Annotated in this window: 19 protein-coding genes and 1 pseudogene; 7 read left to right on the top strand and 13 right to left on the bottom strand. The window is 62.3% G+C overall.

The features are described from left to right. Positions 1-122 precede the first annotated feature (122 nt). A complete protein-coding gene (locus BLQ92_RS18550) occupies positions 123-917 on the bottom strand; it encodes a hypothetical protein (protein ID WP_090686007.1) in 795 nt (264 codons plus the stop codon). A gap of 161 nt (positions 918-1,078) precedes the next feature. Between BLQ92_RS18550 and BLQ92_RS18555 the strand changes: the two genes are divergently transcribed. Then, positions 1,079-3,682 carry a S9 family peptidase gene (locus BLQ92_RS18555; protein ID WP_090686008.1) on the top strand — a complete coding sequence of 868 codons (2,604 nt, stop codon included), beginning with the start codon at positions 1,079-1,081 and terminating at the stop codon, positions 3,680-3,682. Positions 3,683-3,768: 86 nt separating this feature from the next. Here BLQ92_RS18555 and BLQ92_RS18560 read toward each other — a convergent pair whose 3' ends face one another. The 3 genes from BLQ92_RS18560 to BLQ92_RS18570 are packed head-to-tail and all read right to left on the bottom strand — an operon-like array spanning position 3,769 to position 8,469. Further along, positions 3,769-4,728, bottom strand: coding sequence for a dimethyl sulfoxide reductase anchor subunit family protein (locus tag BLQ92_RS18560; protein WP_090686009.1), 960 nt, complete (start codon positions 4,726-4,728; stop codon positions 3,769-3,771). Then, entirely contained in the window at positions 4,725-5,534 is an 810-nt protein-coding gene (locus BLQ92_RS18565; RefSeq protein ID WP_244106266.1) for a 4Fe-4S dicluster domain-containing protein, read from the bottom strand. Before BLQ92_RS18565 ends, BLQ92_RS18560 begins: the two co-directional genes overlap by 4 nt. 13 nt (positions 5,535-5,547) lie before the next feature. Beyond that, the gene (locus tag BLQ92_RS18570) at positions 5,548-8,469 is read right to left on the bottom strand and encodes a molybdopterin oxidoreductase family protein (RefSeq protein WP_090686010.1); all 2,922 of its coding nucleotides are present in this window, start codon (positions 8,467-8,469) and stop codon (positions 5,548-5,550) included. 269 nt (positions 8,470-8,738) lie between these two features. Between BLQ92_RS18570 and BLQ92_RS18575 the strand changes: the two genes are divergently transcribed. After that, positions 8,739-10,031 (top strand): tetratricopeptide repeat protein, encoded by a 1,293-nt coding sequence (locus BLQ92_RS18575; RefSeq protein WP_090686011.1) that lies wholly within the window; start codon positions 8,739-8,741, stop codon positions 10,029-10,031. 46 nt (positions 10,032-10,077) lie between these two features. Here the strand turns inward: BLQ92_RS18575 and BLQ92_RS18580 are convergent, their stop codons facing one another. Together BLQ92_RS18580 and BLQ92_RS18585 are read right to left on the bottom strand one after the other, a co-directional pair. Beyond that, positions 10,078-11,589 (bottom strand): sensor domain-containing diguanylate cyclase, encoded by a 1,512-nt coding sequence (locus BLQ92_RS18580; RefSeq protein ID WP_244106282.1) that lies wholly within the window; start codon positions 11,587-11,589, stop codon positions 10,078-10,080. A gap of 233 nt (positions 11,590-11,822) precedes the next feature. Then, complete coding sequence (locus BLQ92_RS18585; protein WP_090686012.1) at positions 11,823-12,425, bottom strand: hypothetical protein; 603 nt, start codon at positions 12,423-12,425, stop codon at positions 11,823-11,825. 131 nt (positions 12,426-12,556) lie between these two features. On the opposite strand from BLQ92_RS18585, the gene BLQ92_RS18590 reads away from it, so the two are divergent. Then, positions 12,557-13,462 (top strand): LysR family transcriptional regulator, encoded by a 906-nt coding sequence (locus BLQ92_RS18590; protein WP_244106267.1) that lies wholly within the window; start codon positions 12,557-12,559, stop codon positions 13,460-13,462. A 155-nt stretch (positions 13,463-13,617) separates the two neighbouring features. Here BLQ92_RS18590 and BLQ92_RS18595 read toward each other — a convergent pair whose 3' ends face one another. Beyond that, the gene (locus BLQ92_RS18595) at positions 13,618-13,986 is read right to left on the bottom strand and encodes a winged helix-turn-helix transcriptional regulator (RefSeq protein WP_090686014.1); all 369 of its coding nucleotides are present in this window, start codon (positions 13,984-13,986) and stop codon (positions 13,618-13,620) included. Between the two features lie 110 nt (positions 13,987-14,096). Here BLQ92_RS18595 and BLQ92_RS18600 point away from each other — a divergent pair, with 110 nt between their 5' ends. Next, a complete protein-coding gene (locus BLQ92_RS18600; protein ID WP_090686285.1) occupies positions 14,097-14,831 on the top strand; it encodes an SDR family NAD(P)-dependent oxidoreductase in 735 nt (244 codons plus the stop codon). A 72-nt stretch (positions 14,832-14,903) separates the two neighbouring features. Continuing rightward, positions 14,904-15,503: an NADPH-dependent F420 reductase gene (locus BLQ92_RS18605; RefSeq protein WP_090686015.1), complete on the top strand. Its 600-nt coding sequence runs from the start codon at positions 14,904-14,906 to the stop codon at positions 15,501-15,503. A 403-nt stretch (positions 15,504-15,906) separates the two neighbouring features. On the opposite strand, the gene BLQ92_RS18610 is transcribed toward BLQ92_RS18605, so the two are convergent. Next, a complete protein-coding gene (locus tag BLQ92_RS18610) occupies positions 15,907-16,500 on the bottom strand; it encodes a TetR/AcrR family transcriptional regulator (protein WP_090686016.1) in 594 nt (197 codons plus the stop codon). 351 nt (positions 16,501-16,851) lie between these two features. Between BLQ92_RS18610 and BLQ92_RS18615 the strand changes: the two genes are divergently transcribed. Next, positions 16,852-17,235 (top strand): DUF4267 domain-containing protein, encoded by a 384-nt coding sequence (locus BLQ92_RS18615; RefSeq protein ID WP_090686017.1) that lies wholly within the window; start codon positions 16,852-16,854, stop codon positions 17,233-17,235. Positions 17,236-17,322: 87 nt separating this feature from the next. Further along, positions 17,323-17,757, top strand: coding sequence for an ester cyclase (locus tag BLQ92_RS18620; protein ID WP_090686018.1), 435 nt, complete (start codon positions 17,323-17,325; stop codon positions 17,755-17,757). Between the two features lie 278 nt (positions 17,758-18,035). Here BLQ92_RS18620 and BLQ92_RS18625 read toward each other — a convergent pair whose 3' ends face one another. From BLQ92_RS18625 to BLQ92_RS18645, 5 genes and pseudogenes are all read right to left on the bottom strand, one after another. Next, positions 18,036-18,437 carry an MCP four helix bundle domain-containing protein gene (locus BLQ92_RS18625; RefSeq protein ID WP_090686019.1) on the bottom strand — a complete coding sequence of 134 codons (402 nt, stop codon included), beginning with the start codon at positions 18,435-18,437 and terminating at the stop codon, positions 18,036-18,038. Positions 18,438-18,487: 50 nt separating this feature from the next. After that, a pseudogene (locus BLQ92_RS18630) lies at positions 18,488-19,231 on the bottom strand (SLC13 family permease); the annotation flags it as partial. Continuing rightward, entirely contained in the window at positions 19,228-20,463 is a 1,236-nt protein-coding gene (locus tag BLQ92_RS18635) for an MFS transporter (protein ID WP_090686020.1), read from the bottom strand. The pseudogene BLQ92_RS18630 and the gene BLQ92_RS18635, both read right to left, overlap by 4 nt. A gap of 20 nt (positions 20,464-20,483) precedes the next feature. Next, on the bottom strand, positions 20,484-21,047 hold the full coding sequence (locus BLQ92_RS18640; protein WP_090686021.1) for a hypothetical protein: 564 nt from the start codon (positions 21,045-21,047) through the stop codon (positions 20,484-20,486). A 64-nt stretch (positions 21,048-21,111) separates the two neighbouring features. After that, positions 21,112-21,924: a hypothetical protein gene (locus BLQ92_RS18645; protein WP_244106268.1), complete on the bottom strand. Its 813-nt coding sequence runs from the start codon at positions 21,922-21,924 to the stop codon at positions 21,112-21,114. Between the last annotated feature and the right edge of the window lie 158 nt (positions 21,925-22,082).

The raw sequence follows: 22,082 nt of genomic DNA on the forward strand, positions 1-22,082 counted from the left end.
GGTCGGGTCGGGTCAGGTCGGGTCAGGTCGGGTCAGGTCAGGTCAGGTCAGGTCAGGTCAGGTCAGGCCGGAGCGGACAAGGTCGAGGTGACTCGGCTGCAACGCAACTCGCAATAGTCCGCTTACTCCGCCGCCACAACGCCTGGCGTGGCGGCCCGTGCGCGGTTTGCACTCGCCAGACCCCGGGTGCAGCCCTGCACGCAGATCGCGAGCGCAGCCGCTTCCGCAAACGCCACGAGCGGCGGCTGATGCGGCAGCGCGAACGCCAGAAACAGGCAGAACGCCGCGAACGAAAACCGCCCCAGCACCATTCCACGCAGCAAGGCAATAACGAAGTCGGCGCCATGCGCACGATGTGACGACACCGACAGCACGCTGCCCAGCAGCGGAAACACCGCAAGCAGGCCGCTCCAGCTCGCACCCGCCCAACCAGAGAGCGCCGTCACCAACAGGGTGAGCGCCATCCCTGCGAGCATGCGGCTAACGAGGTCGATACGGGTCAGCGGCGCGCCCGCCGCAACAGCGGCACTACGCGGAAGAAACGACTGTCCGAACAGCACCGCCGTCAGCGCAACGCCCAGCGCCCAAAACGGCGAGACAGGCAGGAACGACAGCGCACAGGCTGCGGCCAGCCAGGTTGCAAGCCCGGCCGCCAGGGCAATTGGCCAGGCGCAGGCCCGGCAGGTCCAGGCGTAGGCGAAATTGAAGGCTTCGGAGGCGAGGATCGCCGAAAGCGCGAGCGTGGCGGCATGCGCGCCGAATTGCGGCCCGTGGGCCAGCACCAGCAGGTAGAGAATCGGCCCCGCCACCACCGGCAGCCCGGCGAGCCAGCCCGCGACGGCAGGCCCCCACCACTTGCCCGACATGGACACGATCAACAGGAAGACGGGGACAAGCGTGAGCTTGAGTGCCAGCATGACGGGATCGCGCGGGTATAAAGGCGGATCTTACCAAACCGCTTTGCCGCACTGAGCGAAGATTTGACAGGTGTGCCGGAGGCCCCGCGCCCGCCGCATGCAATACTGCGTGTTTCAGTTTCACCTGACGACTTCATTTCTGGAAACCTGTCACGCAGACGATGACCTCTCACTCCGTCACTTCCCATCTCGCGATTGCCGCGTTCGTCCTGTCGATCACCGCTCAAGCCGCACTCGCCCAGCCGACCACCACGACGGCGGCCCCGTCCCAGCCCGCCGCCTCGGGTTACAACCAGCCGTCCAAAGCGATCCTCGATGTGATGCTCGCGCCGCCGCAGCCGACGCCAGTCATCAGTCCAACCGCCGACCGGGCGCTGCTGGTGACCTATCAGGAATATCCGTCCATCGCGCGGGTCGCGACGCCGTTCCTGCGGCTCGCGGGCGTGCGCCTCGAACCCGCCAACCGTAGCCGCCACGACACGCCCGGCGGCTACGGCATCCCATCGTGCGCAACCCGCTTCGAGCTGGTGCCGTTCGCAAGCGGCGCCACGCGGCCGGTCGCGCTGCCGGCCGGCGTCTGCGCGACCCGCCCGCGTTGGAGCGCCGACGGCAAGCGTTTCGCGTTCGAGAACGTGACCGCGCACTCAGTCGAGCTGTGGGTCGGCGATGGCGACACCGGCGCGGTCCGCAAGATTCCTGGCGTGCAGTTAAACCCGATGTTCGGCGACGAACTGACGTGGATGCCCAACCAGACCTCGCTGCTCGTGAAGCTCGTTCCGCCGCACAGCGGCCCGCCGCCGGTTGCTACCGAGGCGTCGGTCGGCCCGAGCATCCAGGAATCCGACGGCAAACGCGGCCAGAGCAGCACCTACGAAGCGCGCGACACGCTCAGCAACGTGCAGGACGAAGCCCTGTTCGACTACTACGCCGCCTCGCAGCTCGCGCTGGTCGACACACGTACGGCCACCGTCGCGCCGCTCGGAGCGCCCGCGCTGTTTGACGGCATCGCTACGGCGCCGGATGGACGGCACGTGCTGGTGTCGACGATCCAACGGCCGTATTCGTACGTCACGACCGCGGAGCGCTTCCCGCACGATTACACGGTATGGGACATTGCGAACCGCGCGCACATCGCGACCCACCTGATCGTGTCTCGCCCGCTGGCCGACCGGGTGCCGATTGCTGGCGTGCCGCTCGGGCCGCGCAGCTTCTCCTGGCGGTCGACCGAACCGGCCACGCTGGTGTGGGCCGAAGCGCTCGACGGCGGCGACTGGAACGTCGACGTGCCGGCGCGCGACAAGGTCATGATGCAGAAGGCGCCTTTCGACACCGCGCCGCGTGAAGTGACGCGCCTGCACCAGCGATATGCGGGCTTTGGCTGGACCTCGCAGCCGGATCTCGCGCTGCTCTCCGAGTACGATAACAACCGTCACTGGCAGCGCACCTTCATGGTCGACGTCGACGCCCCGCAGGTCACACAGCGCGTGCTGTGGGACATGTCGAGCGACGAGCAATACAAGGACCCCGGCACGCCGGTTACGCGGATCCAGCCGAACGGCTTCCGCGTGATCCGTGTCGACGACGGCGCGATCTTCCTCGACGGACAAGGCGCTTCGCCGGCCGGCAACCGGCCGTTCCTCGACCGGCTCGACCTCGCGACGCTCAAGACCGAGCGCCTGTTCCGCAGCGACAAGGCCGCTCTCGAGTACTTCGTCGCGTTCACCGGCCAAGGTACACAGTCGTTCCTGACCTGGCACCAGACGCCGGTCGATCCGCCGAACCTGTTCGAACGCACACTCGATGCCCCGCTCGACGCACCGGACGGTGAAGCCCGCTACGCATCGAGCACGACTGCGCTCACCCACCTCGTCGATCCGACACCGGTGGTTCGCCAGATCAAGAAGCGTCTGGTCAAATACAAACGCGCCGACGGGCTCGACCTGTCGTTCACGCTTTACACGCCGCCCGGCTACAAGGAAGGCACGCGGGTGCCTGCAATCCTGTACGCCTATCCGCTCGACTATGCCGATGCGGCGACCGCCGGCCAGGTAAGCGGGTCCGAGCAGACGTTCACGCGCCTGAAGAACTACCGGCTGATGCTGCTCGCCGGCTACGCGATCATCGACAATGTGTCATTCCCGATCATCGGCGATCCGAAGCACGCGTACGACACCTACAACGAGCAGCTCGTCGCCGACGCCAAGGCTGCGGTCGACGAGGCAGTGCGGCTTGGGGTGGTCGATCCGGACCGCATCGGTGTGACGGGTCACAGCCACGGCGCGCTGATGACCGCCAATCTGTTGGCGCATTCCGATCTGTTCCGCGCGGGTGTGGCGACCAGCGGCTCGTACAACAAGACGCTCACGCCGTTTGGCTTCCAGAACGAGCGGCGCTCGGTGTGGCAGGCGCAGGATGTCTATCTGAAGGTGTCGCCGTTCTTCTACGCGGACCAGTTGAAGACGCCGCTCCTGATCGTGCACGGCACGGACGACGCGAACCCGGGCACGACCCCGTTGCAGGCGACGATGCTGTACGAGGCGCTGCGTGGTAATGGTGGCACGACACGGCTGGTGATGTTGCCGCATGAACCGCACTGGTATTCGGCGCTCGAATCGAACGAGCAGCTCGTGTATGAGATGCAGCGGTGGTTCGATCGGTATGTGAAGGATGCGCCGCCGAGGGCGGCCGCTGCGCAGCCTGCGGCGGCGGCGTCGGGTGCGTCGGGCATTACGGGTGCGGCAGTTGCTACGCCACAAGCCCAATGAAGTGCATCCCCCGCCGGCGGCAAGCGTTAACGGATGCCGCTGGCAGCGGGGATGAAATTATTTGAGAGCCGCACCGCCAGGTGCCCTCAGGCAGCCTGCCGATAGTAAAGATTCTGCGGATGCCGAGCTTCTGCGAAGAAGAACCACCGCTCCGCCACCAGCCCGGCGTACTGCACGGCACACGCCGCACACAGCAGCCAGAACGATGCCGCCAAAGACGAGACACTGCCGCCCAGCGCGATCAACACCACCGGCACCGCGAAGGCGCCAAGCAGAAAGGTCCACTTGATCCGACGCAGCGCCTGCGGCGTCTTGCCGTGAAAGAACTCGCGTAGATTGAACGCGCCCGCCGTAAAGCCGCGCGACTTCTGCTCCAGCTTCGCAGACTTGATGCCGGTTGCGCTCTGCACGGTCGACTTAGGCCGCAAGCGCGCATTGTGCCGCAGCGACGCGACGCGGCTTGCGCAGCCTGCTAGCGTCAACGCACCAGCCCAAACGGCCAACCCGCCCACCAGTCCCGGTGCAAACCATGCGGCGCACGCGGTCGCAATCGTGAAACCCGACGCGCAGCCGAGCAGCACGAAATTGACCATCGTCAGCGGTGTGGCCCATTCCTGCAGGAAACGCAGGCACGCGTAAATCATCGAGGTACACACGAACAGAGCGGCACTCGCGAGCACGCCGAGGGCGCCAATCGCCAGCGACCACGGCGAGCCGAGCCAATGCGCCACGCCATACGCAAACGCACAGCCGAGAAACGCCGGTAAAGCGAGACATTCGCGCGACAGCCACGAGGTCCGCCACATCGCAATGGCCCGCCATGCTCGCTCCGGATGCCCGAGGTGGAAAAACGAAGCCAGCAGTCCCAAGCCACCCAGCACAACCGCGAGAGCCGCACCAAGCACAAAGAACATCTGCGGCGGCACCGCGCCAGCGGCAATCAACCCGAGCCGTACGGCCAGTTCGACGCCGAATAGCGCGATCAGCAGCCCCTGCCCCGCGCCGCTCAGCGTGGTCAGAAATACCACGGAAAATGCGGGCTTCATGTGCCCCTCCCCAGACTCAAGATATTGAAGACGCGGTCCAGCATGCCGGCGACGGGTCCGCGCCGCTCGGTGCGCAGTTGTCCCTGCGTGAGAGGAGTATCAACGGCAGCAGGCCCGCTCGTTGCGTCCGCAACCAAAGCCTCGGCGCTACCTTGCGACTTGCACGAGCAAGCCTCGCCACCACAGCCCGTCGTTTTCTGGCGCGGCAAATAATGATTGGCGGGTTTGGTCTCCCACTCCGGCATCAACTGATAGCCACCCCGCTCGCGAATCGCCTGCGACACCACCGAATCCGGATCGTGAATATCGCCAAACAGCCGCGCCGAAGTCGGACACGCCAGCACGCAGGCCGGCTTGCGGTCGCGCTCGGGCAGCGCCTCGTTATGGATGCGATCCGCACATAGCGTGCACTTGGTCATCTCCTGGCGTTCTTCGTCGAGCTCACGTGCGCCGTAAGGACAGGCCCATGCGCAGTATTTGCAGCCAATGCATTTGTCGAAGTCCACCAACACGAGCCCGTCTTCCTTGCGCTTATAGCTCGCACCGGTCGGACAGACCGGCACGCACGGCGGATCCTCGCAGTGCAGGCACGACTTCGGAAAGTGGATCGTATCGGTGAGCGGAAACTCGCCGGCCTCGAAGGTCTGCACACGGTTGAAGAACGTGCCGGACGGATCGGCGTCGTAGGGACGCAGATCGGCAAGACTGCCGGCCTCGCCGGACGTGTTCCATTCCTTGCAGCTCGTCACGCATGCATGGCATCCCACGCAGACGTTCAGATCGATTACGAGCGCCATCTGGGTCATCGGAGATTCCTCGTCATTTTTGCTTGCCGGCGCCACGCAGACGCGCGGCAAACTCGCCGCGGCCGGCGAAGTAAGTCTGCACGATGCGCTGCACAACACCGGTCGATCCGGGCAACGGCTGCATCGGCGCGAATTGCGGCAAAGTGTGATCGGCATCGGCTTCGGCCGGATAGACACGCACCCGCACGTCGTACCAGGCAGCCTGCCCGGTGATCGGATCGGAGTTCGACATGCGCGCGTCGCCAGGCGTGGCACCGGGCAACTCGTCGGTGATCAGGTGGTTGAGCAGGAAGCCGCGCTGCGATTCGTTGGCATCCGGCCCGAGGTTCCATGCACCCGCGGCCTTGCCGATCGCGTTCCAGGTCCACACCGTGCCCGGCTCCACCGCCTCGCTATAGCGCGCCATGCAGCGCACCTTGCCCCATGGCGATTCGACATAGATCCAGCCGCCGTCTTCGATGCCGTTCTCGCGCGCCATCAACGGATTCATAAACAGGTAGTTTTCGCCGTGAATCTGCCGCAGCCAGGCGTTTTGCGAGTCCCACGAGTGGTACATCGCCATCGGTCGTTGCGTAACCGCAGCAAGCGGAAAACGCGTGCGATCCGTGGCGGCCAGTTCGAGCGGCTCGTACCAGAACGGTAGCGGATCGAAGTAACGCTCGACCCGGCCGCGCAGATGATCGGGCGGTTGCCGGCCCGTCGTCTTGCCTTGCGCGGCGAGACGGAATTTCTGCATCACGTCCGAGTAAAGCTGGATCACGATCGGCGTGTCGAACTTGCGAAAGCCATTCTCGACCGACCACTTCAGATACGGCCCATTCACGCCACGCATGTATTGCAGCGTTTCCGGCAGCGTGTAATGAAACACGCAGTTGTTATTGGCGTACTGCTCCCATTGGTTCGGGTTCGGCTCGCCCACCAGCGCCTTGTCGCCGTCCTTGCCGCGCCAGCCGATCAGGAATCCCACGCCGGAATCCGGCGCCGTCTGGAAGTTGACGATGAAGTCCGGATAGTCGCGGAACTTGCGCGTGCCCTCTTTCGTCGTGAACGCGGGCAGCTTCAGGCGGCTCGCCAGTTCGATCAGCACTTCCTGGAACGGCTTGCATTCGCCGGTCGGCGGCACCACCGGCACGCGTACGGAGTCCACCGGACCGTCGAACTCGGAGATCGGCCGGTCGAGCACCGACATCGCATCGTGGCGCTCCAGATAAGTCGTGTCGGGCAGGATCAGATCGGCGAACGCGGTCATCTCCGACTGGAACGCGTCGCAGACCACCAGGAACGGGATTTTGTATTCGCCGTTCTCGTGCTTGTCCACCAGCATCTTGCGGACTTCGACCGTGTTCATCGACGAGTTCCATGCCATGTTGGCCATGAAAATCAGCAGCGTATCGATCGGGTAAGGATCGCCGCGCCATGCGTTGGTGATCACGCTATGCATCAGCCCGTGCACGGCAAGCGGGTATTCCCAAGAGAACGCCTTGTCGATCCGCACAGGCTCGCCGTCGCTGTCGATAAACAGGTCCTCGGGCGCCGCCGGCCAGCCGAGCGGACCACTGGCGAGCGGCGTATTCGGTTGCACGGCGTCAGGGTTGTTCGGCGGTTTGGCCGAGGGCGGCACCGCACGCGGATACGGCGACTTGTGACGAAAGCCGCCGGGCCGGTCGATCGTGCCCATCAGCGACATCAGCACCGCCAGCGCGCGGATCGATTGAAAGCCGTTCGAATGCGCCGCGAGACCACGCATCGCGTGAAAGGCAATCGGATTGCCGGTGACGGTTTCGTGCGTTTCACCCCAGGCGTCGGTCCACCGGATCGGCAAGCTGATCTTGTGATCGCGTGCCGTCTGCGCCATTTCGCGCGCAAGGCGGCGGATCACATCGGCGGGGATGCCGGTGATCTCGGCAGCCCACTCCGGCGTCGTATCCGCCACGCGGTCGCGCAACAAGGCGAACGATGGTGTCACCGGCGTGCCGTCATCGAGCGTGTAATTGCCCTCGATAGCCGGCTGTGCTCCCGGCGTGTGATGCCGCACCGCGCGTTGCGTCTTCAGATCCCACCACAGGTGGTTTTGCGGAAACAGCGGATTGACTTCGGGCAGTCCCGGCTCGCGCACGAACAACCCAAACGCATCGCTATCGGCGTTCATATCGAGCAGTTCGGCCGCGTTCGTATAACGCGTGACGAACTCGCGATCGTAAGAGTCGGTTGCCAGCAGTTCGTGGATCAGCGCCATGAACAACGCGCCGTCGGTGCCCGGGCGAATCGGCACCCATTCGTCGGCGATTGCGGCGTAGCCTGTGCGGATCGGGTTGATGGCGATGAAGCGGCCGCCCGCGCGCTTGAACTTCGAGAGCGCGATTTTCAGCGGATTGGAGTGATGGTCCTCGGCGGTGCCGATCATGAAGAACAGCTTGGCGCTATCGAGGTCGGGGCCGCCGAACTCCCAGAATGAGCCGCCGATCGTATAGATCATCCCGGCTGCCATATTGGCCGAGCAAAAGCCGCCGTGCGCCGCGTAATTGGGCGTGCCGAACTGCCTGGCAAACAGGCCCGTGAGCGCCTGCATCTGGTCGCGGCCGGTGAAGAGCGCGAACTTCTTCGGATCGGTGGCGCGCAGATGGGCGAGACGTTTTTCGAGGGTGTCGAACGCCACTTCCCACGAAACCGGTTCGAACTGCGCGCTGCCGCGCTCAGCGCCCGCTTTGCGCATCAACGGCTGGGTCAGGCGCGCGGGCGAGTATTGCTTCATGATCCCCGACGATCCCTTCGCGCAGATCACGCCCTGGTTGAGCGGATGGTCAGGGTTGCCTTCGATATAGCGCACTTCGCCGTCGCGCAGATGCACGCGAATGCCGCAGCGGCAGGCGCACATGTAGCAAGTGGTGGTTTTGACTTCGAGTTTTTCGTTTTGCGTGCGCGCGTGGTGTTCCATCTATGCCTCCTGGGGCTGCACCGTCGTGGGGCGGCGGCAACGTACCCGTGCATCCTAAGACGGTTATAAGCAAATGAAAAATCGTTATTTAGTATCCAATGTATCGTGTACACCGATAGTTTCATAAGCTTGCACACTTGCGTGCCGATGGTAGGTGCGGCGGTAGAATGACGCGTTACCTTGCTTGAGCCGGTACGCCAGCCTTGACGTGCCGAACGGTCCATCTGCAAGACACTGCTTGCCGCCATCGAGCGCAAACCATCTGTCTTATGAACCAACAGCCTTCGCATCGCCGCGCGCCCGGCGCCGGTCTTGAGCTTGTCGACGCGGCGTTCGACGCCCAGCAAAAAGGCGACTTCGCCGGCGCTGAACGCCTGTACCGCGCCTTGCTCGAAACCGGCGACCACCTTGGTGTGGTTCACAACAACCTGGCCAATCTGCTGCGCAAGTCGGCTCGCTTGGCGGAGGCCGTGGAGCATTACCGGAGCGCACTCGAAGTGCTGCCCGATGCGGCGCAGATCCGCTCGAACCTGGCGGACACGCTCGAAGGCCTGCAGCGCTACGATGAAGCCGAGACCGAATATCGCCGCGCGCTCGAACTGCAACCCGACAATCCGGAAGTGCGCTACAACTATGGGCTTATGCTGCTCGCCACGGGCCGTTATGTGCAAGGCTGGACGTATTACGAAGCCCGCTCGCAGGTATTCCACGAGCATGGCGCTCTGCCTTTTCCGCAATGGAGCGGTGAAGATCTGCACGGCAAGACGCTCCTGCTGCTGCCCGAGCAGGGCTATGGCGACACCATTCAGTTTGTCCGTTATGCGAGTCTGCTGAAAGCGCGTGGCCTCACGAAGCTCTCGGTGGCCTGCAAACCGGCGCTCGCGCCGCTGCTGCGGACAGTGCAAGGCATCGACGCGTTGATCACGGACCCACAAGCGCTGCAGGTGCACGATTACTGGGATTCGTTGTTGAGTCTGCCTGGCCGCTTCGGCACGACGCTCGAGTCGATCCCCGCGTCGATTCCCTATGTCGGTGTATTCACCAACCGCCTCGAAGCATGGCGCGCGCGTCTGCCGGACGACGGCATCCGCGTCGGACTCGTGTGGAAGGGCAACCCCGAACACGAGAACGACGCCGAGCGTTCGTTGCGCCATTTCTCGGAGTTACTGCCGTTGTGGTCGGTGCCAGGCGTGCGTTTCATCAGTCTTCAGGTGGGCGGCGCCGAGGCCGAGGCGCGGGCGTGCGCGGCGCAACAGCCGACAGTCTGCCTGGGTGACGAGATTCGTGATTTCGGTGATACCGCTGCCATCGTCGGGCAGCTCAATCTGGTGATCTGTGTGGATACTGCTGTCGCTCACCTGGCTGGAGCACTGGGCGTGGCTTGCTGGGTGATGCTGCCGCACCGCGGCGTCGACTGGCGCTGGCACCACACGGGCGTGCAGTCGCCGTGGTACCCCAAGGACATGTATCTGTTCCGTCAGCGCGATGCCACTCAACGTTGGAAAGGTGTGATCGGCAATGTGAGGGACGCGCTGGCGGCTATCCTACATGACAGATGCTGATGACGCTGTGATGTCAGAATGAGACGGCCCCAGCCAAGGAATGCAATCAATTCTGCGACTCAGCCGGTGCGGCAATATCATCTGCGAAGACAACAGCGTTCCTTCCACTTCTTTTGGCCGCGTACAACGCCAGATCAGCTGAATTAGTCAATTCATCCAGCGACACGGGACGTGAGCGTCGACCGGTCGCGCATCCAATACTCACTGTGAAGGGCGAAATTGTCGCAGAAGACACAGTCTTTCGCCCATGCTCGACTTCAAGACGTATTGCTTCAGCAATCTGAGCCGCGCCCGTTTCGTCCGTGTCGGGTAACACCACAACGAATTCTTCCCCACCATATCGTGCCGCGACATCGCCACGACGACGCGCGTGACGATTGATGCACTCCGCGAGATGTTGTAACGCTATATCGCCCTGAGCATGGCCGTGGCTGTCATTGTATTTCTTGAAGTTATCCGCATCGACGAACAGCAGCGACAAGCAACCATCGTTGCGCTGAAGTCTGCCCCACTCGTTTTCGAGCACCTCGTCGAGGGCACGGCGGTTCTTGAGCCCTGTCAACGCGTCGGTTTGCGTCAGCTCTGTAAGTAGCACCTGAGTCTTTACCTGGTCCCGCAGTGCAAACGCAAGCAACCAAACCGCTGCACAGAACGCCAGGCTAACGGACGATGCGGCAATCCCGACTATCCATGACAACTGCTTCCAGGAGGCCAGTACGTCGCTTTCCGCCGGCGCGACAACGGCGATGAGTGGCGTGCCGGGAATGCGCTGGAATGTATACAGACGAAGTACGCCGTCCGAGATCGATCGAGCAGCATAGAACCCGGAATCATGGTTCACCATACGCGGAAATACGGGAGATCTACCCACATTGGCCAGCCCGGCCTGGCTGCTTGGGGGATTTCTGGCCACCAGGCTGCCGTCCGTCCGTACGATCGCAGTGATACCCTTTGGCCCCACGTCCAGTTTTGTAAGGAGTTGCCTGAAATACTCGACGTCTATAGCGACAATCGCTACCCCGCCGAATGACCCGTCGGGCCGGTTCATCCTTCTCGAGATCGCGATTGACTGCGCGCCTGGCCGCGACCGCGCCCGGTAGACTGATGACACATAGAGCCCGACATTCGCCGACTGGCGGTGAACCAAGAAATAGTCCCGATCGCTGAAATCCCATTTATGAGAGCTGGAACAGCAGCCGTCGACAAGACGACCCTGATCGTCCGTGACCCCCATCCCGGTGACGTACCTGGCCGCGGTTCGGTCAAACAGCAATTCGTGACGCAGGTCAGGATCCATGCTTTGGACCACAGGCTTGTCCAGCGCCGAAATCACGGCGAGAAGCGAGTTATTTGACGTTTCAATCGTCCTGGCGATATTGCTGACCAACACGGCAGTGACGTTTCTGGACGTTTCATGGGCATGTTCGACGGCGGTCTCGCGGGCGGCCAGAAGCGTGATCAGACTGATCGCCAACACGCCCAATGCCATCAGACTACCGAGTATGCCGACGATCAAAGGATGGCGGCCAGCGAGAACAGCCAGTTTTCCGGTGGTCATGGAAAGAGACACGCTAATGCTCTAATGGTTGCACCCGGTCCTAACAGCGTTGTCCCGCAGTCGCGGAGGTAGAGTCGGGTTGGGGTAAGCGGATTCAGCGGCGAAGGATTGCCAAGGTTTCGCGGATAGCCGATGACCCGGTTAACGGCAGCGTCCGAAAAAAATGGACCCTCGGGTCCATCCGGTGGGCAATTTTACCGCTACAGTTGACTTTGGTTAGGGCGGGGAAATATCTAGAATTGCCGCTCCCGACGCGTATATAGGTACTGATGCGCGAGCCATGCTGTCCCGGTTCCGTCCGCCATGATGAAATGCTGGTCTTTCCTGTCCCGGTCAAGTCCCTGATGGCTGATCACTTCGTCCATCCGCAACATCTGGCCGGAGACTGCAACGCCCTCGCCCGGCCAGGCGAATGGCTCGAACGTGAGGGTGATATTGTCCGCATCGCCTCGCGCGAAGCTCCACGCCGGCATGATGCCGACTGCGGCGCGAGTATCCATCGATACATAATCCCACCGGCCTTCAACCCGATTGAAACTCAGATAATCAATCCGCAGGATCACCGCGCGGTCGCTGGCGGTATATAGGAACTCCTGCAGCATCGAGCCAATCAGGCGACGCTCGGCAACCAGTCCGGTCGTTGTCTCAGGCGGTGCCGACGGCGAACTCCACAACGTCTCGGTCACGTCCCAAAGACCGGTGCGCTCGACGAGCGTCTGATTCTCCGGGCCGAGTTCGCTTAACCGTACTGAAGCAGGAGCCGGTTTGGACTCAGCCATCCTGGCGACTAGAAAGGAGCCCAGCGCGACTCCTAGAAAATGTCGGCGATCGATCATGTCAGTTCTCCAAGGTGACGTTTGAACTCGCTGATCTGAGTCGATGCGCCTATCTTATCGTCGATTTTTAGTCTACAGTGCGGATATGTTTTCTCGATATTGGCTCTCTAAATGCTACAAACAGGATGGCCGTGACCGAAGAATTCAAGGACATTCCCGCATTTGTCGCCGTAGTGGAAGCCGGCAGTTTTTCTGATGCAGCGCGTCGGCTGAATCTGTCACGCTCCGCTGTGGGGAAGGCGGTCTCGCGCCTTGAAGAGCGCGTCGGCGGCCGGCTTTTTCATCGGACCACCCGCACGCAAAGTCTCACTGAAGACGGTCAATCGTTTTACGAGTATTGCCAGCGCGCGCTTGTCGAGTTACGTGCCGGCCAGGATCTCATGGACTCCGGTCGCACCGAGATTCGCGGCAGATTGCGTGTATCGATGCCCGTGCTGTTCGGCCGCCGATGTGTCGCGCCGATTCTATTGCGACTCTCCGCAGCGCATCCGAAACTCGAGCTGGACATGCATTTCAGTGACCGACTGGTCGATCTTGTCGACGACGGATTCGATCTCTGCGTGCGCAATGGACCTCCTGGACAAAGCGCTGGCCTGATGACCCGCGAGATTGCTACAGAACGCATGCTGGTGTGCGCGTCACCTCGTTATCTCAAGGAAAATGGCACGCCCGAAACACTTGCCGATCTCGCGGCTCATCAAGCGATCGCTTATGGTCGGCGTGGGCGGGTTCAGCCGTGGTCGTTTCTACGGACGGGCAGTTCACCCTGTTACGTCACCCCCCCGGCAAAGCTTAATCTCAACGATATCGAAGCAATCGCTGATGCTGTCGCAGCGGGCTTTGGTCTGGCCTGGCTGGCGCACTGGCTAGTACGTGACCGGCTTCGCGCCGGTGAACTCGTGGAAGTGCTCCCAGCCGCAGGCGCCATCGTGTCGAACATCTCCTTGATCTGGCCGGCAACGCCTCATCTGCCCCAACGCGTACGCAGCGCGATAGATGCGTTGACAAACGAAGTCGCGGCATTCACGGCAGCGTGACCTGCTTTTCGGAAACCTGAAAAGCCTTTTCAAATAACCAGATAACCGAAAATGGCCGACGCCGGAAAATGCGAAGCCTTAGACGCGACCTTGCATTAATCAATCGGCGTACGCATATCGTTCGCGCGATGTGACAGGGCGCGATTGCCCTCTTGCTAAAGCAACCTGTCGCGCTCGGCGAGAATGCTCACCATTTCTGCCATGTTCTCGGTTCCCCAGGTGCACAGCGGGACAATCTTGTCGGCCAGACTGCGACCGAGCGGGGTAAGCGCGTAGTCCACGCGCGGTGGCACCTCCTTGTAGTCGGTCCTCGCCAGCACGCGATCGGCCTCCAGTTCCTTCAATTGCTGAATCAGCACCTTGGCGCTGACGCCATGGACGTTGCGCTTGAGCTCGCCGTAGCGCTTCGGGCCGTCGAGCAGGAAGTACAGGATCAACGGCTTCCACTTGCCCGAAATGATGCTGAGCGTGGCGGCGAGCCCGTAGGAGTAGTGGCCACCGCAAGCTTGAGAACAGTCAGTCATTTTTCATGGTTACCAAAAGGTGCATACTTGTCGCTAGGTTATCAGAACTGCATACTTGTCTCAAGGAAGCAGTTTCTGCTTCCGTACGACTCCAAGGAAGGATGCACGACATGACCAGACTGAATGGAAAGACAGCAGTGATCACCGGTGGCGCCACCGGCATCGGCCTCGCCGCTGCAAAGCGCTTCATCGAGGAAGGTGCCTTCGTCTTCATCTTCGGCCGCCGGCAGGAAGCGCTCGACGCCGCTGTGGATGAACTTGGGCTCAATGCCCGCGCGGTGAAGGGCTCGGTTTCAGATGAGGCCGACCTCGACCGGCTTTACGCAGCGGTGAAGGCCGAGCGCGGAACGCTCGACGTCGTCTTCGCCAATGCCGGGGTGGGAAGTCAGCTTCGGCTCGGCGAGATCACCGCCAAGCACATTGACGAAACCTTCGACATCAATGTGAAGGGTACGATCTTCACGGTCCAGAAGGCGCTGCCGCTGATGAGCAAGGGCGGCTCGATCATCCTGACCGGATCAAGCGCCGGCACCACGGGCGCCGCGGCGTTCACCGCCTACAGCGCAAGCAAGGCGGCAGTGCGTAACCTGGCGCGGACCTGGGCGGAGGACCTGAAGGGCTCTGGTATCCGCGTAAACGTGCTGTCGCCCGGGGCGGTCGCGACCGAACTTGCGAAGCAAGCACTCGGCGAGGAGGGCCTGAAGGCCTACGGCTCGATGACTGCGCTCCAGCACATGGGCGATCCGGCGGAGGTCGGGGCGGCGGCTGCCTTTCTCGCGTCGTCGGACAGCAGCTTCATGACCGCCAGCGAGGTCGCCGTCGACGGCGGCCTGGCGCAACTCTGACGTGCTTCGCCCTACGGCGCTCCATTCGATTATTCGGAGCGCCGTAGGGCTCGGCAAACTGAAGGAAAATATATGAGCTACGCAATTATCGGCTTCGGCAATATTGGCCGGGCCCTGGCCAAGGCGTTCGCCCGCAACGGCATCGAAGTATCCGTGGCAACCACGCGCGATCCGGAAAGCTTTGCATCCGCTGCGGCCGCGATCGGACCCGAGATCATTCCCAAAAAACTGGCGGAAGCGGTCAAGGCGGACATCATCTTTTTGGCTGTCCGTTTCGAGTCGCATCCGGATGTCGCGAAGGTGCTGCCGAGCTGGAACGGCAAGACCATCATCGATGTGACCAATGCCTACGGCGTATCCCCTGAGGAACTGGGAGGACAGCCTTCTTCCAAGGTCGTCGCACAGGCCTTCACCGGTGCAAGACTGGTTAAGGGCTTCAATCATTTGGGCGCTGCTGTCCTTGGCCAGGATCCGGCCGTACATGGTGGCAGGAGAGTCGTGTTCCTGGCGAGCGACGATGACGGCGCCGCAGCAGAGATTGGTGCGCTTGCGGAAACGCTCGGTTTCTCGCCGATCAAACTTGGCGGACTCTCGGAAGGTGGGCAGCTTGTGCAGGCGCGCGGAAATAGCTGGGGTCAACTGATCTTTAAGGACTTGATCAAGTTCGACTGATAAATTGTGATGCGATCCTGCCTCGTTGACCATAACGTATCCGATTCGATCGGTCACAATCCGACGTAAGGAAAACGGAGAGCTACGATGAGCATCGAAGAGAATGTTCAGATTGCGAAGGATTTCTTTGCAGCAACGAACGGAGCCCGATAGCGATCGGCTCAGAACGACCCACGAGAGTCGATCGTCACCCCGCGCTCGCCACGGCTGCTTGCAAGGTACAGGAGCCGCTCCGCACCTATCTCGCATGGCCCTCTCACACCGCCAGACCAGTCCGAGGAGATTGCGAAGGCCATTCCCAGCGCGAAATTAACCTTGGTGTCTCAGTGTGGTCACTCATCGGCCCTCGAACAACCGGAAGCAGTTAGCCGGCAATACGAGCGTGGCAATCCCGCCTCTTGGTTTATGAGCGGGACTCGAGAGGGTTGTCTCGAGAAACGAGGAGTGCTCGAACTACAACCATGATGCGTTCAGCGCGCGCGGTGGGCCTGATTCGGCCGGAGCGTTCGAGTTCGGCGAGCCCATGAAGGGCTGCCCAAAAGGTCTCGGTCATGACCTCTACGTCGACGCAGAACGGCGCTACGACCGAAGCGAGAGCGTCGAAAGCAGCCCGCAGTTCCGGTCTGGTTTCAGCTTCGGCGAACCGTAGATCCGTCGGGAGGATGAACATGGCCTCGTAGAGTGCCGGGTGCCGCAATGCAAAGCCGAGATAGGCCATGGCGACATTCTCGAGTGCGTTTTGACCGGTCGAGCCACGCGCCGCTTGCTGAAGAGCTACGGTGATCTCCTGGAAACCCTCGACCGCAACGGCGGCAACAATCGCATCCCTATTCTCGAAATGTGAATAGAGGACTGGCTGGCTATATTCGATCTCGTCGGCCAGGCGGCGGACTGTGACGGCATCCCACCCTTCGCGCTCTGCGATCACGCGCGCTGCCGCAATAATGCGGGCTTCGCGCTCAGCCCGTTGTCTGCTTTTCCGCTCTGTGACACTCAACCTTAGATCTCCCAGACCACTAACTTTTAAACATCGTGGGGCGCCGCTGTGTTCGAGCACGCCCACTGGCAGTCATCGACGCCACGCGCCTCAAGATGCACCCGCTGGATGGACTTTCGACACCTGAGCCCGCGACACGGAGACCAGTCAGTTCGACGTAACCCTCGGCCTCGCCAAGTTCACGCAATGGGCCAGGAACGGGTTCATCGCACTCCGCACATTGGAGCTCACTGCGTTGTACGGGCAGACAGCTGAAATTGTAGCGATGCACTTATTTCTGTCAATGCTAGGTTTTTGCTTGACGCAAATATCTAGCAACGCTAGTATTTCTTCAATCGATAGGAGATTCAAATGATTTTTACGGGATATGCGCTCTCCGCCCTGATCGCGGTCGGGATTCTTTTCCTCGGGTCGCGCTTCTGGTGGGGCCCTGCCGCAGCATCAGCCGGCTTCGGCATCGCCAATTCACCACCGCCGTCAACAGAACTTGCCGCCTGGCTGTCTGTGAAGGGCACTCGAGATATCGCAGCCGGCCTTTTTGTCTTCCTGCTCATGGCCAATGGATCGCCGCGGTTGCTCGGCGAATTCATGCTCGTGGCGAGCCTCATCGCATTTGGCGACATGGCGACAGTCCTTCGATCGGGAGGAAGCAGAGGCGCCGCCTTGGGCATTCATGGCTTTACAGGGATGGTCATTGTCGCAACTGGCGCGTGCCTCATCTTCGGCGCCAGGTAAAAGCTAACTGGAAACTGAACGAAACATGACGGTCGATCCGATCAGGCCCGGCCACCTCTTCGCAACTGAAACTGAAAAGGACGAAATATGACGATCCCAACGACAACTGATCTGGTCAAGCTCGGCTATCTTTTCGCCGAGATCATGTCCAGCCACGATCTATCGCGCCTCGACGAGATCAAGGCTCCCAATTATGTCAACCACAACGCCTTCGCCGAACCGGGCCTGGAGGGTTCAAAGAAAGTCCTTGGCGCCATCATCGCGGGTGTACCCGACCTCAAGGTGACTGCGGAAGACGTCTTCGTCTCGGCGGACGGCTCGCGGGTGGTCGGCCGTTACCGTTACGACGGCACACACACTGGAAACCTCCTCGGCTACCCCGCGACTGGCAATGCCTTTGCCATGCGCTCGATCGACATCTGGCGGGTCGAGAATGACCGCTTCGTCGAGCATTGGGACGAACTCAACACCCTCGACGTCTTTATCCAGATCGGCGCCGTTCCCCCGCCTAGTCTGGGATAAGTAGAAATGCTGCGTCACGTCCAACAATGGACGTGACGATAAATCACTATCCTGCAACAGGAGTCCACCATGCGAGCCTACGAGCTTCGGACATACACGCTGCGCACTCAAGATGCGCTTGATTTCTACGCTGAGACAGTATTTTCGCGGCACCTCAACAATTTCTCGCTGTTCGGTGTCTAGGCTCCATACCAAGTTTCACATCGACGGCAACGATGCCGTGATCGATCATGACCGCCCGCTCGCGAGAACATTGGAAGGCCGTTGTTGGTTGCGTATCAACCGGTCGATGTAGCCGCCAGGCCCAACCCGATCATCAGATTGCGGGCCGACTCGATGTTTTGCGTGGTTTCGGTACCATCGGCAGCCACCAGCTTTTTCTCCAGATTCAGCATGTCCGTGATGCGCTGCTGGAGCAGATCCAGGGCAGGAAGGGTTTCGCCACTCATCATATTGACGGCCTCATGGCGCTTTTCCGCTGCGATCAACCTGGCGACCTTGCTGAAGGAGGCCACATAGGCGACGCGGGATTCCTTGACCTTCGCTTGCTCTTTTTCGTCGGGCGAGAAAGACAGCCTGTCGAGCGTTTCAAGCGCCTCGTCGATGGTCTTCTTGTTGGCGTCGATCGATTGATAAATTTTGCTGACTTTGTCCTCGCCGCTTGTGATGAACAGCTCCATGGTCCGCCTGGCATTGGCACGCGTCGTCGCATTGATGCTCTGCGCCGCGTCGCGGTCGGCAGGCCGAGCTGCAGATCGAGGGCGGAGACGGCAAGCAACGCGATCGCGGTCACGCCGATGCCCGCCAGCGCCACCTTGCCGTTCACGCTGAGCGTGTCCACCGGCAGACCTGAGGCGCACTCCCCTTGCAGATCCCGACGTTGCGTCCAGCGCAGCATGAAGAACGTCACGACGATCGACAGCACCGACGGCACGGCGAAGCGCGCCACCCACAAGTCCAACGCCGGCGTGTGATTCGCGTAAAGCACGAGATTGGCGGGATTCGAGATTGGCAGGACGAAACTCGCCGCGTTGGCGATGAACGCGCACACGAACAACAACGGCAACGGCTTCATATTCGCCTTCTTCGCGGCGGCGAACACGGCGGGCGTCAGCACGACGGCAGCGGCATCGTTCGACAGAAACGTCGTCACCACGACGCCGACCAGGTACACCAGCAGAAAGAGCCTGCGCGGCGAGCCCTTCGCGTGGTTCACGGCAAGCACTGCGATCCAGTCGAACAGTCCCTCACGGCGACCCAGCTCCGACAGCAGCATCATGCCGATGAGGAACAGATAGACGTCGGCGCCTTTTGCGACCGCCTGCAGCGCGAGGCTGACAGGAAGCAGCCCGAGCGCGACGAGCAGCACCGCGCCTGTCACTGCCCAGATCGCTTCTGGCCATCGGAAGGGACGCAGGATAACGCCAGCGGTAGCGGCAAGCGCGATACCCCAGGAGAGGAAAGTGGGATTCATGTAGCGAGCGGATTGTGGTTGGCGAGATCGTTGCGAATGCCACAGGCCTTTTTCAGGGAGGTGCCGAACAGCAGCCACAGCGCAAGCGAGCCCATCGACACGGCGCCCAGCACGAGAAAGGACGCCGCATAGCCGAAGTGCTGCGCGAGGACACCGCCGAGTGCAGGACTCAGCGCTGCACCTACGCCCTGCACGGTCATCACCACGCCCTGTCCGACGTTGACACGCCCGGTGCCCTGCAGTAGCCGCACGATGAGCGCTGGAACGGCCACGCTTTGCAGACCCGCGCCAATGCCATCGAGCGCCTGCACGGGCCATACCCCCCAGGCCGAGATCAACAGCGCCGCGACCAGCCCACGCAGCGGCAGCGCAAGAAAGGTGATGAGGATCACACCCCAGTACCCGACGCGCTGGATCAACCGGTTCGCGAAGTACGCCGCGAAGACCATCACCAGTTGCGCCACGACGATCGTCTGCGCGGTAAACGCGCTCGGGTCGCCCTTATGCGCGGCGACAACTGCGAGGCCGTAGAGCGGCAGCATCGCGGCATTACCGAGGTGAAACATCGCGAGCGCGGCGGACAACAGCAGCAGCGGGCGGCACGTCAGCAGCACGCGAAAGCCGCTCGCCTGTTCGTGCTCCTGCGTGGAGGGGGCAGCAGCCAGGCCCCGTGCGCGGTCGTGATCGATGGAATCACGCCGGATCAGCAACGTCGAGACGACCGACAGCGCGCCGAAGACGCCCGCGAGCGCAAACACCGCGCCGAAACCATAGCGCCAGCCAAGCCAGCCCGACAGCGCTGCGCCAACCACGTTGCCCGCGTGATTGGCCACCTGGTTGCGGCCAAACTGCCGGTCGAAGCCGCGCTCGTGGACCATGCCGAGCGTCACGCCCGCCACGGCCGGCCCGAGCGCGGCGCCCGTCACCGCCGTGAGGATCTGCGACGCGGCGACCATCCAGTACGTATGTGCCACCCATAGCACGAGCGAGGCGAGCGTCGTCATCACACCTGCCGCGACAATCACGCCGCGCTTGTGACGGGTCGCATCGACGAGCGCGCCGGCCGGCGAAGTCGCGAGCATGCCCGCTATGCCACCGAGCGTCATCACCGTGCCGATCGCGTCGGGATGCCAGCCATGGGCCTGCAGAAAGACGCCGAGAAACGGCCCGATGCCTGCCTGGACATCGGCCATGAAGAAGTTGAGCCCTTCGAGCGCGTACTGGGGATTCATGGTTCGATCACCATCGGTGGCTATTCGTGTCGGGTTTCCGCGTCGATGAGTTCGGCGATCTCGTCCACTTCAACGGTTCGCCCGTACCGGTTCCTCATGCCATGTCCCCACGCATGGACATGCGCCCCTGGCGCCAGGTACGACGCCAGCTCGGCGGCGGCATGCGGTGGCATGCGCAACGACGTGCCATCGTCCAGCAGCGCACCGCGCAACTCGCCCTTCGGACCGAACAGTGACAGCAGCACTTCGCCGCTCGCCTCCATGGGGCTGCGCTCAGCGTCAGGGTGAGGATGTTTCTCGCCGTCGCGAGGCGGGCCTTCGTCGAGAATGACCTTGCCCGTCTTCGACGTGAGCGAGACGGCCGCGATCATGTTTGCGCCGCGCGGCTTGACGCCACGTACGCGCACCGCGTCGCCCACCGCCACGAGCCGCGCGACCTGCCGCGACAGATGGGGCGGAAAATGGACTTGTTGCATCTGACGCGAGCCGAGCACGAAGCCATCCAGTTCGCCGTGCGGATTCAAAAGAAAACGCGTTACCGTGCCGCGCGTTTCGGGAAGGCTGTCGGGATCAATCCAATGCATGGTCAGGGTCCTTTTTTCGATGATGGTTGAACCGGTGAATGTCAGGTGCGGTTATCGGGCGCGCTCAAGGGGCCGGTGGCGCGCGATCGTAGAGCCGGGTCAGATTGCCGGGCGGTCCGAATGCCGTCGCCTGCAGCGCCGTGCCATACGGGGTGCGCGTGCCGTAGCCTTGCGCCGAGACCTTCGCGCCGGTTTGCACGAGCGTCGGAAACTGCTGGGCGATCGGTGGTGTCAGCCGGATCACGGTGCCGTCGGCGAGGATCACGCCGTCCGGCTCGCCGCGTGGCGCGGTCGTGACGTGCGCCACCTGGCCCTGCACGCTGAGAGGCGACAGCGCGACGCCGCGTAGCTCAAGCGGCAGCCGCTGGGTGCCCGGCAGTGGCGGCTGATTTTCTAGTTGCTGGCCGCTGCGCGTGTCGGTGATGCGCTGCGCCGCGAGCGCGCCGCCCACATCGCGCCTCCCGCTCACCTGCACGTTGTCGCCAGGACGAACCATCGACGTAAGCTGCGGGCCCATGTGCGGCGGGACTCGCACGAGCAGGCCGTCGCTCGTCAGCAAGCCGTCGACGTCGCCATCCGGATTGGTAAGAAAACGCGCGACGATGCCCTGCGCGGTCGTGAGATTTCCGGCATCGGTGAGCGGCGCCGGGCCGCCGGCTGGCGGCGGGGGCGGCGCCATGGCAGCGACGCCGGGCGGCGGCACGGGGGGTGTCGCGCCGGTTGCGGCCGGCGACGGTGCAGGTGCAGGCGCGGTTGGCGGCTCAGGTTGAGTCTGGGCGGCACATCCGTTGCTCGCCGCCATGAGCGCTGCGAGGCTCATCGCGCTCAGGATGCGCGTGGCGATGCTGCCAAGTGGGTAATTCGGAATCGCTTGCATGGTCCACTCCTTCGTAAGACGAGGAGCTTTTTGCAAGGCCTATGCCATCGGCCAGAAATCCCATGCTGCCGGGCAGCGACGCAACACAGCAGGGCTGCGGTGTCCAGTAACCGGACAGGTGCTGTCCGGTTACTGGACACCCTGGACACCTTCGAACG

Source organism: Paraburkholderia phenazinium, assembly GCF_900100735.1.
Classification (GTDB): Bacteria; Pseudomonadota; Gammaproteobacteria; order Burkholderiales; family Burkholderiaceae; genus Paraburkholderia; species Paraburkholderia phenazinia.

Bases quoted from the DNA above. Each gene is read 5' to 3' on its own strand.
- BLQ92_RS18550 (WP_090686007.1), bottom strand. From the start codon at position 917: ATGCTGGCACTCAAGCTCACGCTTGTCCCCGTCTTCCTGTTGATCGTG.
- BLQ92_RS18555 (WP_090686008.1), top strand. From the start codon at position 1,079: ATGACCTCTCACTCCGTCACTTCCCATCTCGCGATTGCCGCGTTCGTC.
- BLQ92_RS18560 (WP_090686009.1), bottom strand. From the start codon at position 4,728: ATGAAGCCCGCATTTTCCGTGGTATTTCTGACCACGCTGAGCGGCGCG.
- BLQ92_RS18565 (WP_244106266.1), bottom strand. From the start codon at position 5,534: ATGACCCAGATGGCGCTCGTAATCGATCTGAACGTCTGCGTGGGATGC.
- BLQ92_RS18570 (WP_090686010.1), bottom strand. From the start codon at position 8,469: ATGGAACACCACGCGCGCACGCAAAACGAAAAACTCGAAGTCAAAACC.
- BLQ92_RS18575 (WP_090686011.1), top strand. From the start codon at position 8,739: ATGAACCAACAGCCTTCGCATCGCCGCGCGCCCGGCGCCGGTCTTGAG.
- BLQ92_RS18580 (WP_244106282.1), bottom strand. From the start codon at position 11,589: ATGACCACCGGAAAACTGGCTGTTCTCGCTGGCCGCCATCCTTTGATC.
- BLQ92_RS18585 (WP_090686012.1), bottom strand. From the start codon at position 12,425: ATGATCGATCGCCGACATTTTCTAGGAGTCGCGCTGGGCTCCTTTCTA.
- BLQ92_RS18595 (WP_090686014.1), bottom strand. From the start codon at position 13,986: ATGACTGACTGTTCTCAAGCTTGCGGTGGCCACTACTCCTACGGGCTC.
- BLQ92_RS18600 (WP_090686285.1), top strand. From the start codon at position 14,097: ATGACCAGACTGAATGGAAAGACAGCAGTGATCACCGGTGGCGCCACC.
- BLQ92_RS18605 (WP_090686015.1), top strand. From the start codon at position 14,904: ATGAGCTACGCAATTATCGGCTTCGGCAATATTGGCCGGGCCCTGGCC.
- BLQ92_RS18615 (WP_090686017.1), top strand. From the start codon at position 16,852: ATGATTTTTACGGGATATGCGCTCTCCGCCCTGATCGCGGTCGGGATT.
- BLQ92_RS18620 (WP_090686018.1), top strand. From the start codon at position 17,323: ATGACGATCCCAACGACAACTGATCTGGTCAAGCTCGGCTATCTTTTC.
- BLQ92_RS18625 (WP_090686019.1), bottom strand. From the start codon at position 18,437: ATGGAGCTGTTCATCACAAGCGGCGAGGACAAAGTCAGCAAAATTTAT.
- BLQ92_RS18635 (WP_090686020.1), bottom strand. From the start codon at position 20,463: ATGAATCCCCAGTACGCGCTCGAAGGGCTCAACTTCTTCATGGCCGAT.
- BLQ92_RS18640 (WP_090686021.1), bottom strand. From the start codon at position 21,047: ATGCATTGGATTGATCCCGACAGCCTTCCCGAAACGCGCGGCACGGTA.
- BLQ92_RS18645 (WP_244106268.1), bottom strand. From the start codon at position 21,924: ATGCAAGCGATTCCGAATTACCCACTTGGCAGCATCGCCACGCGCATC.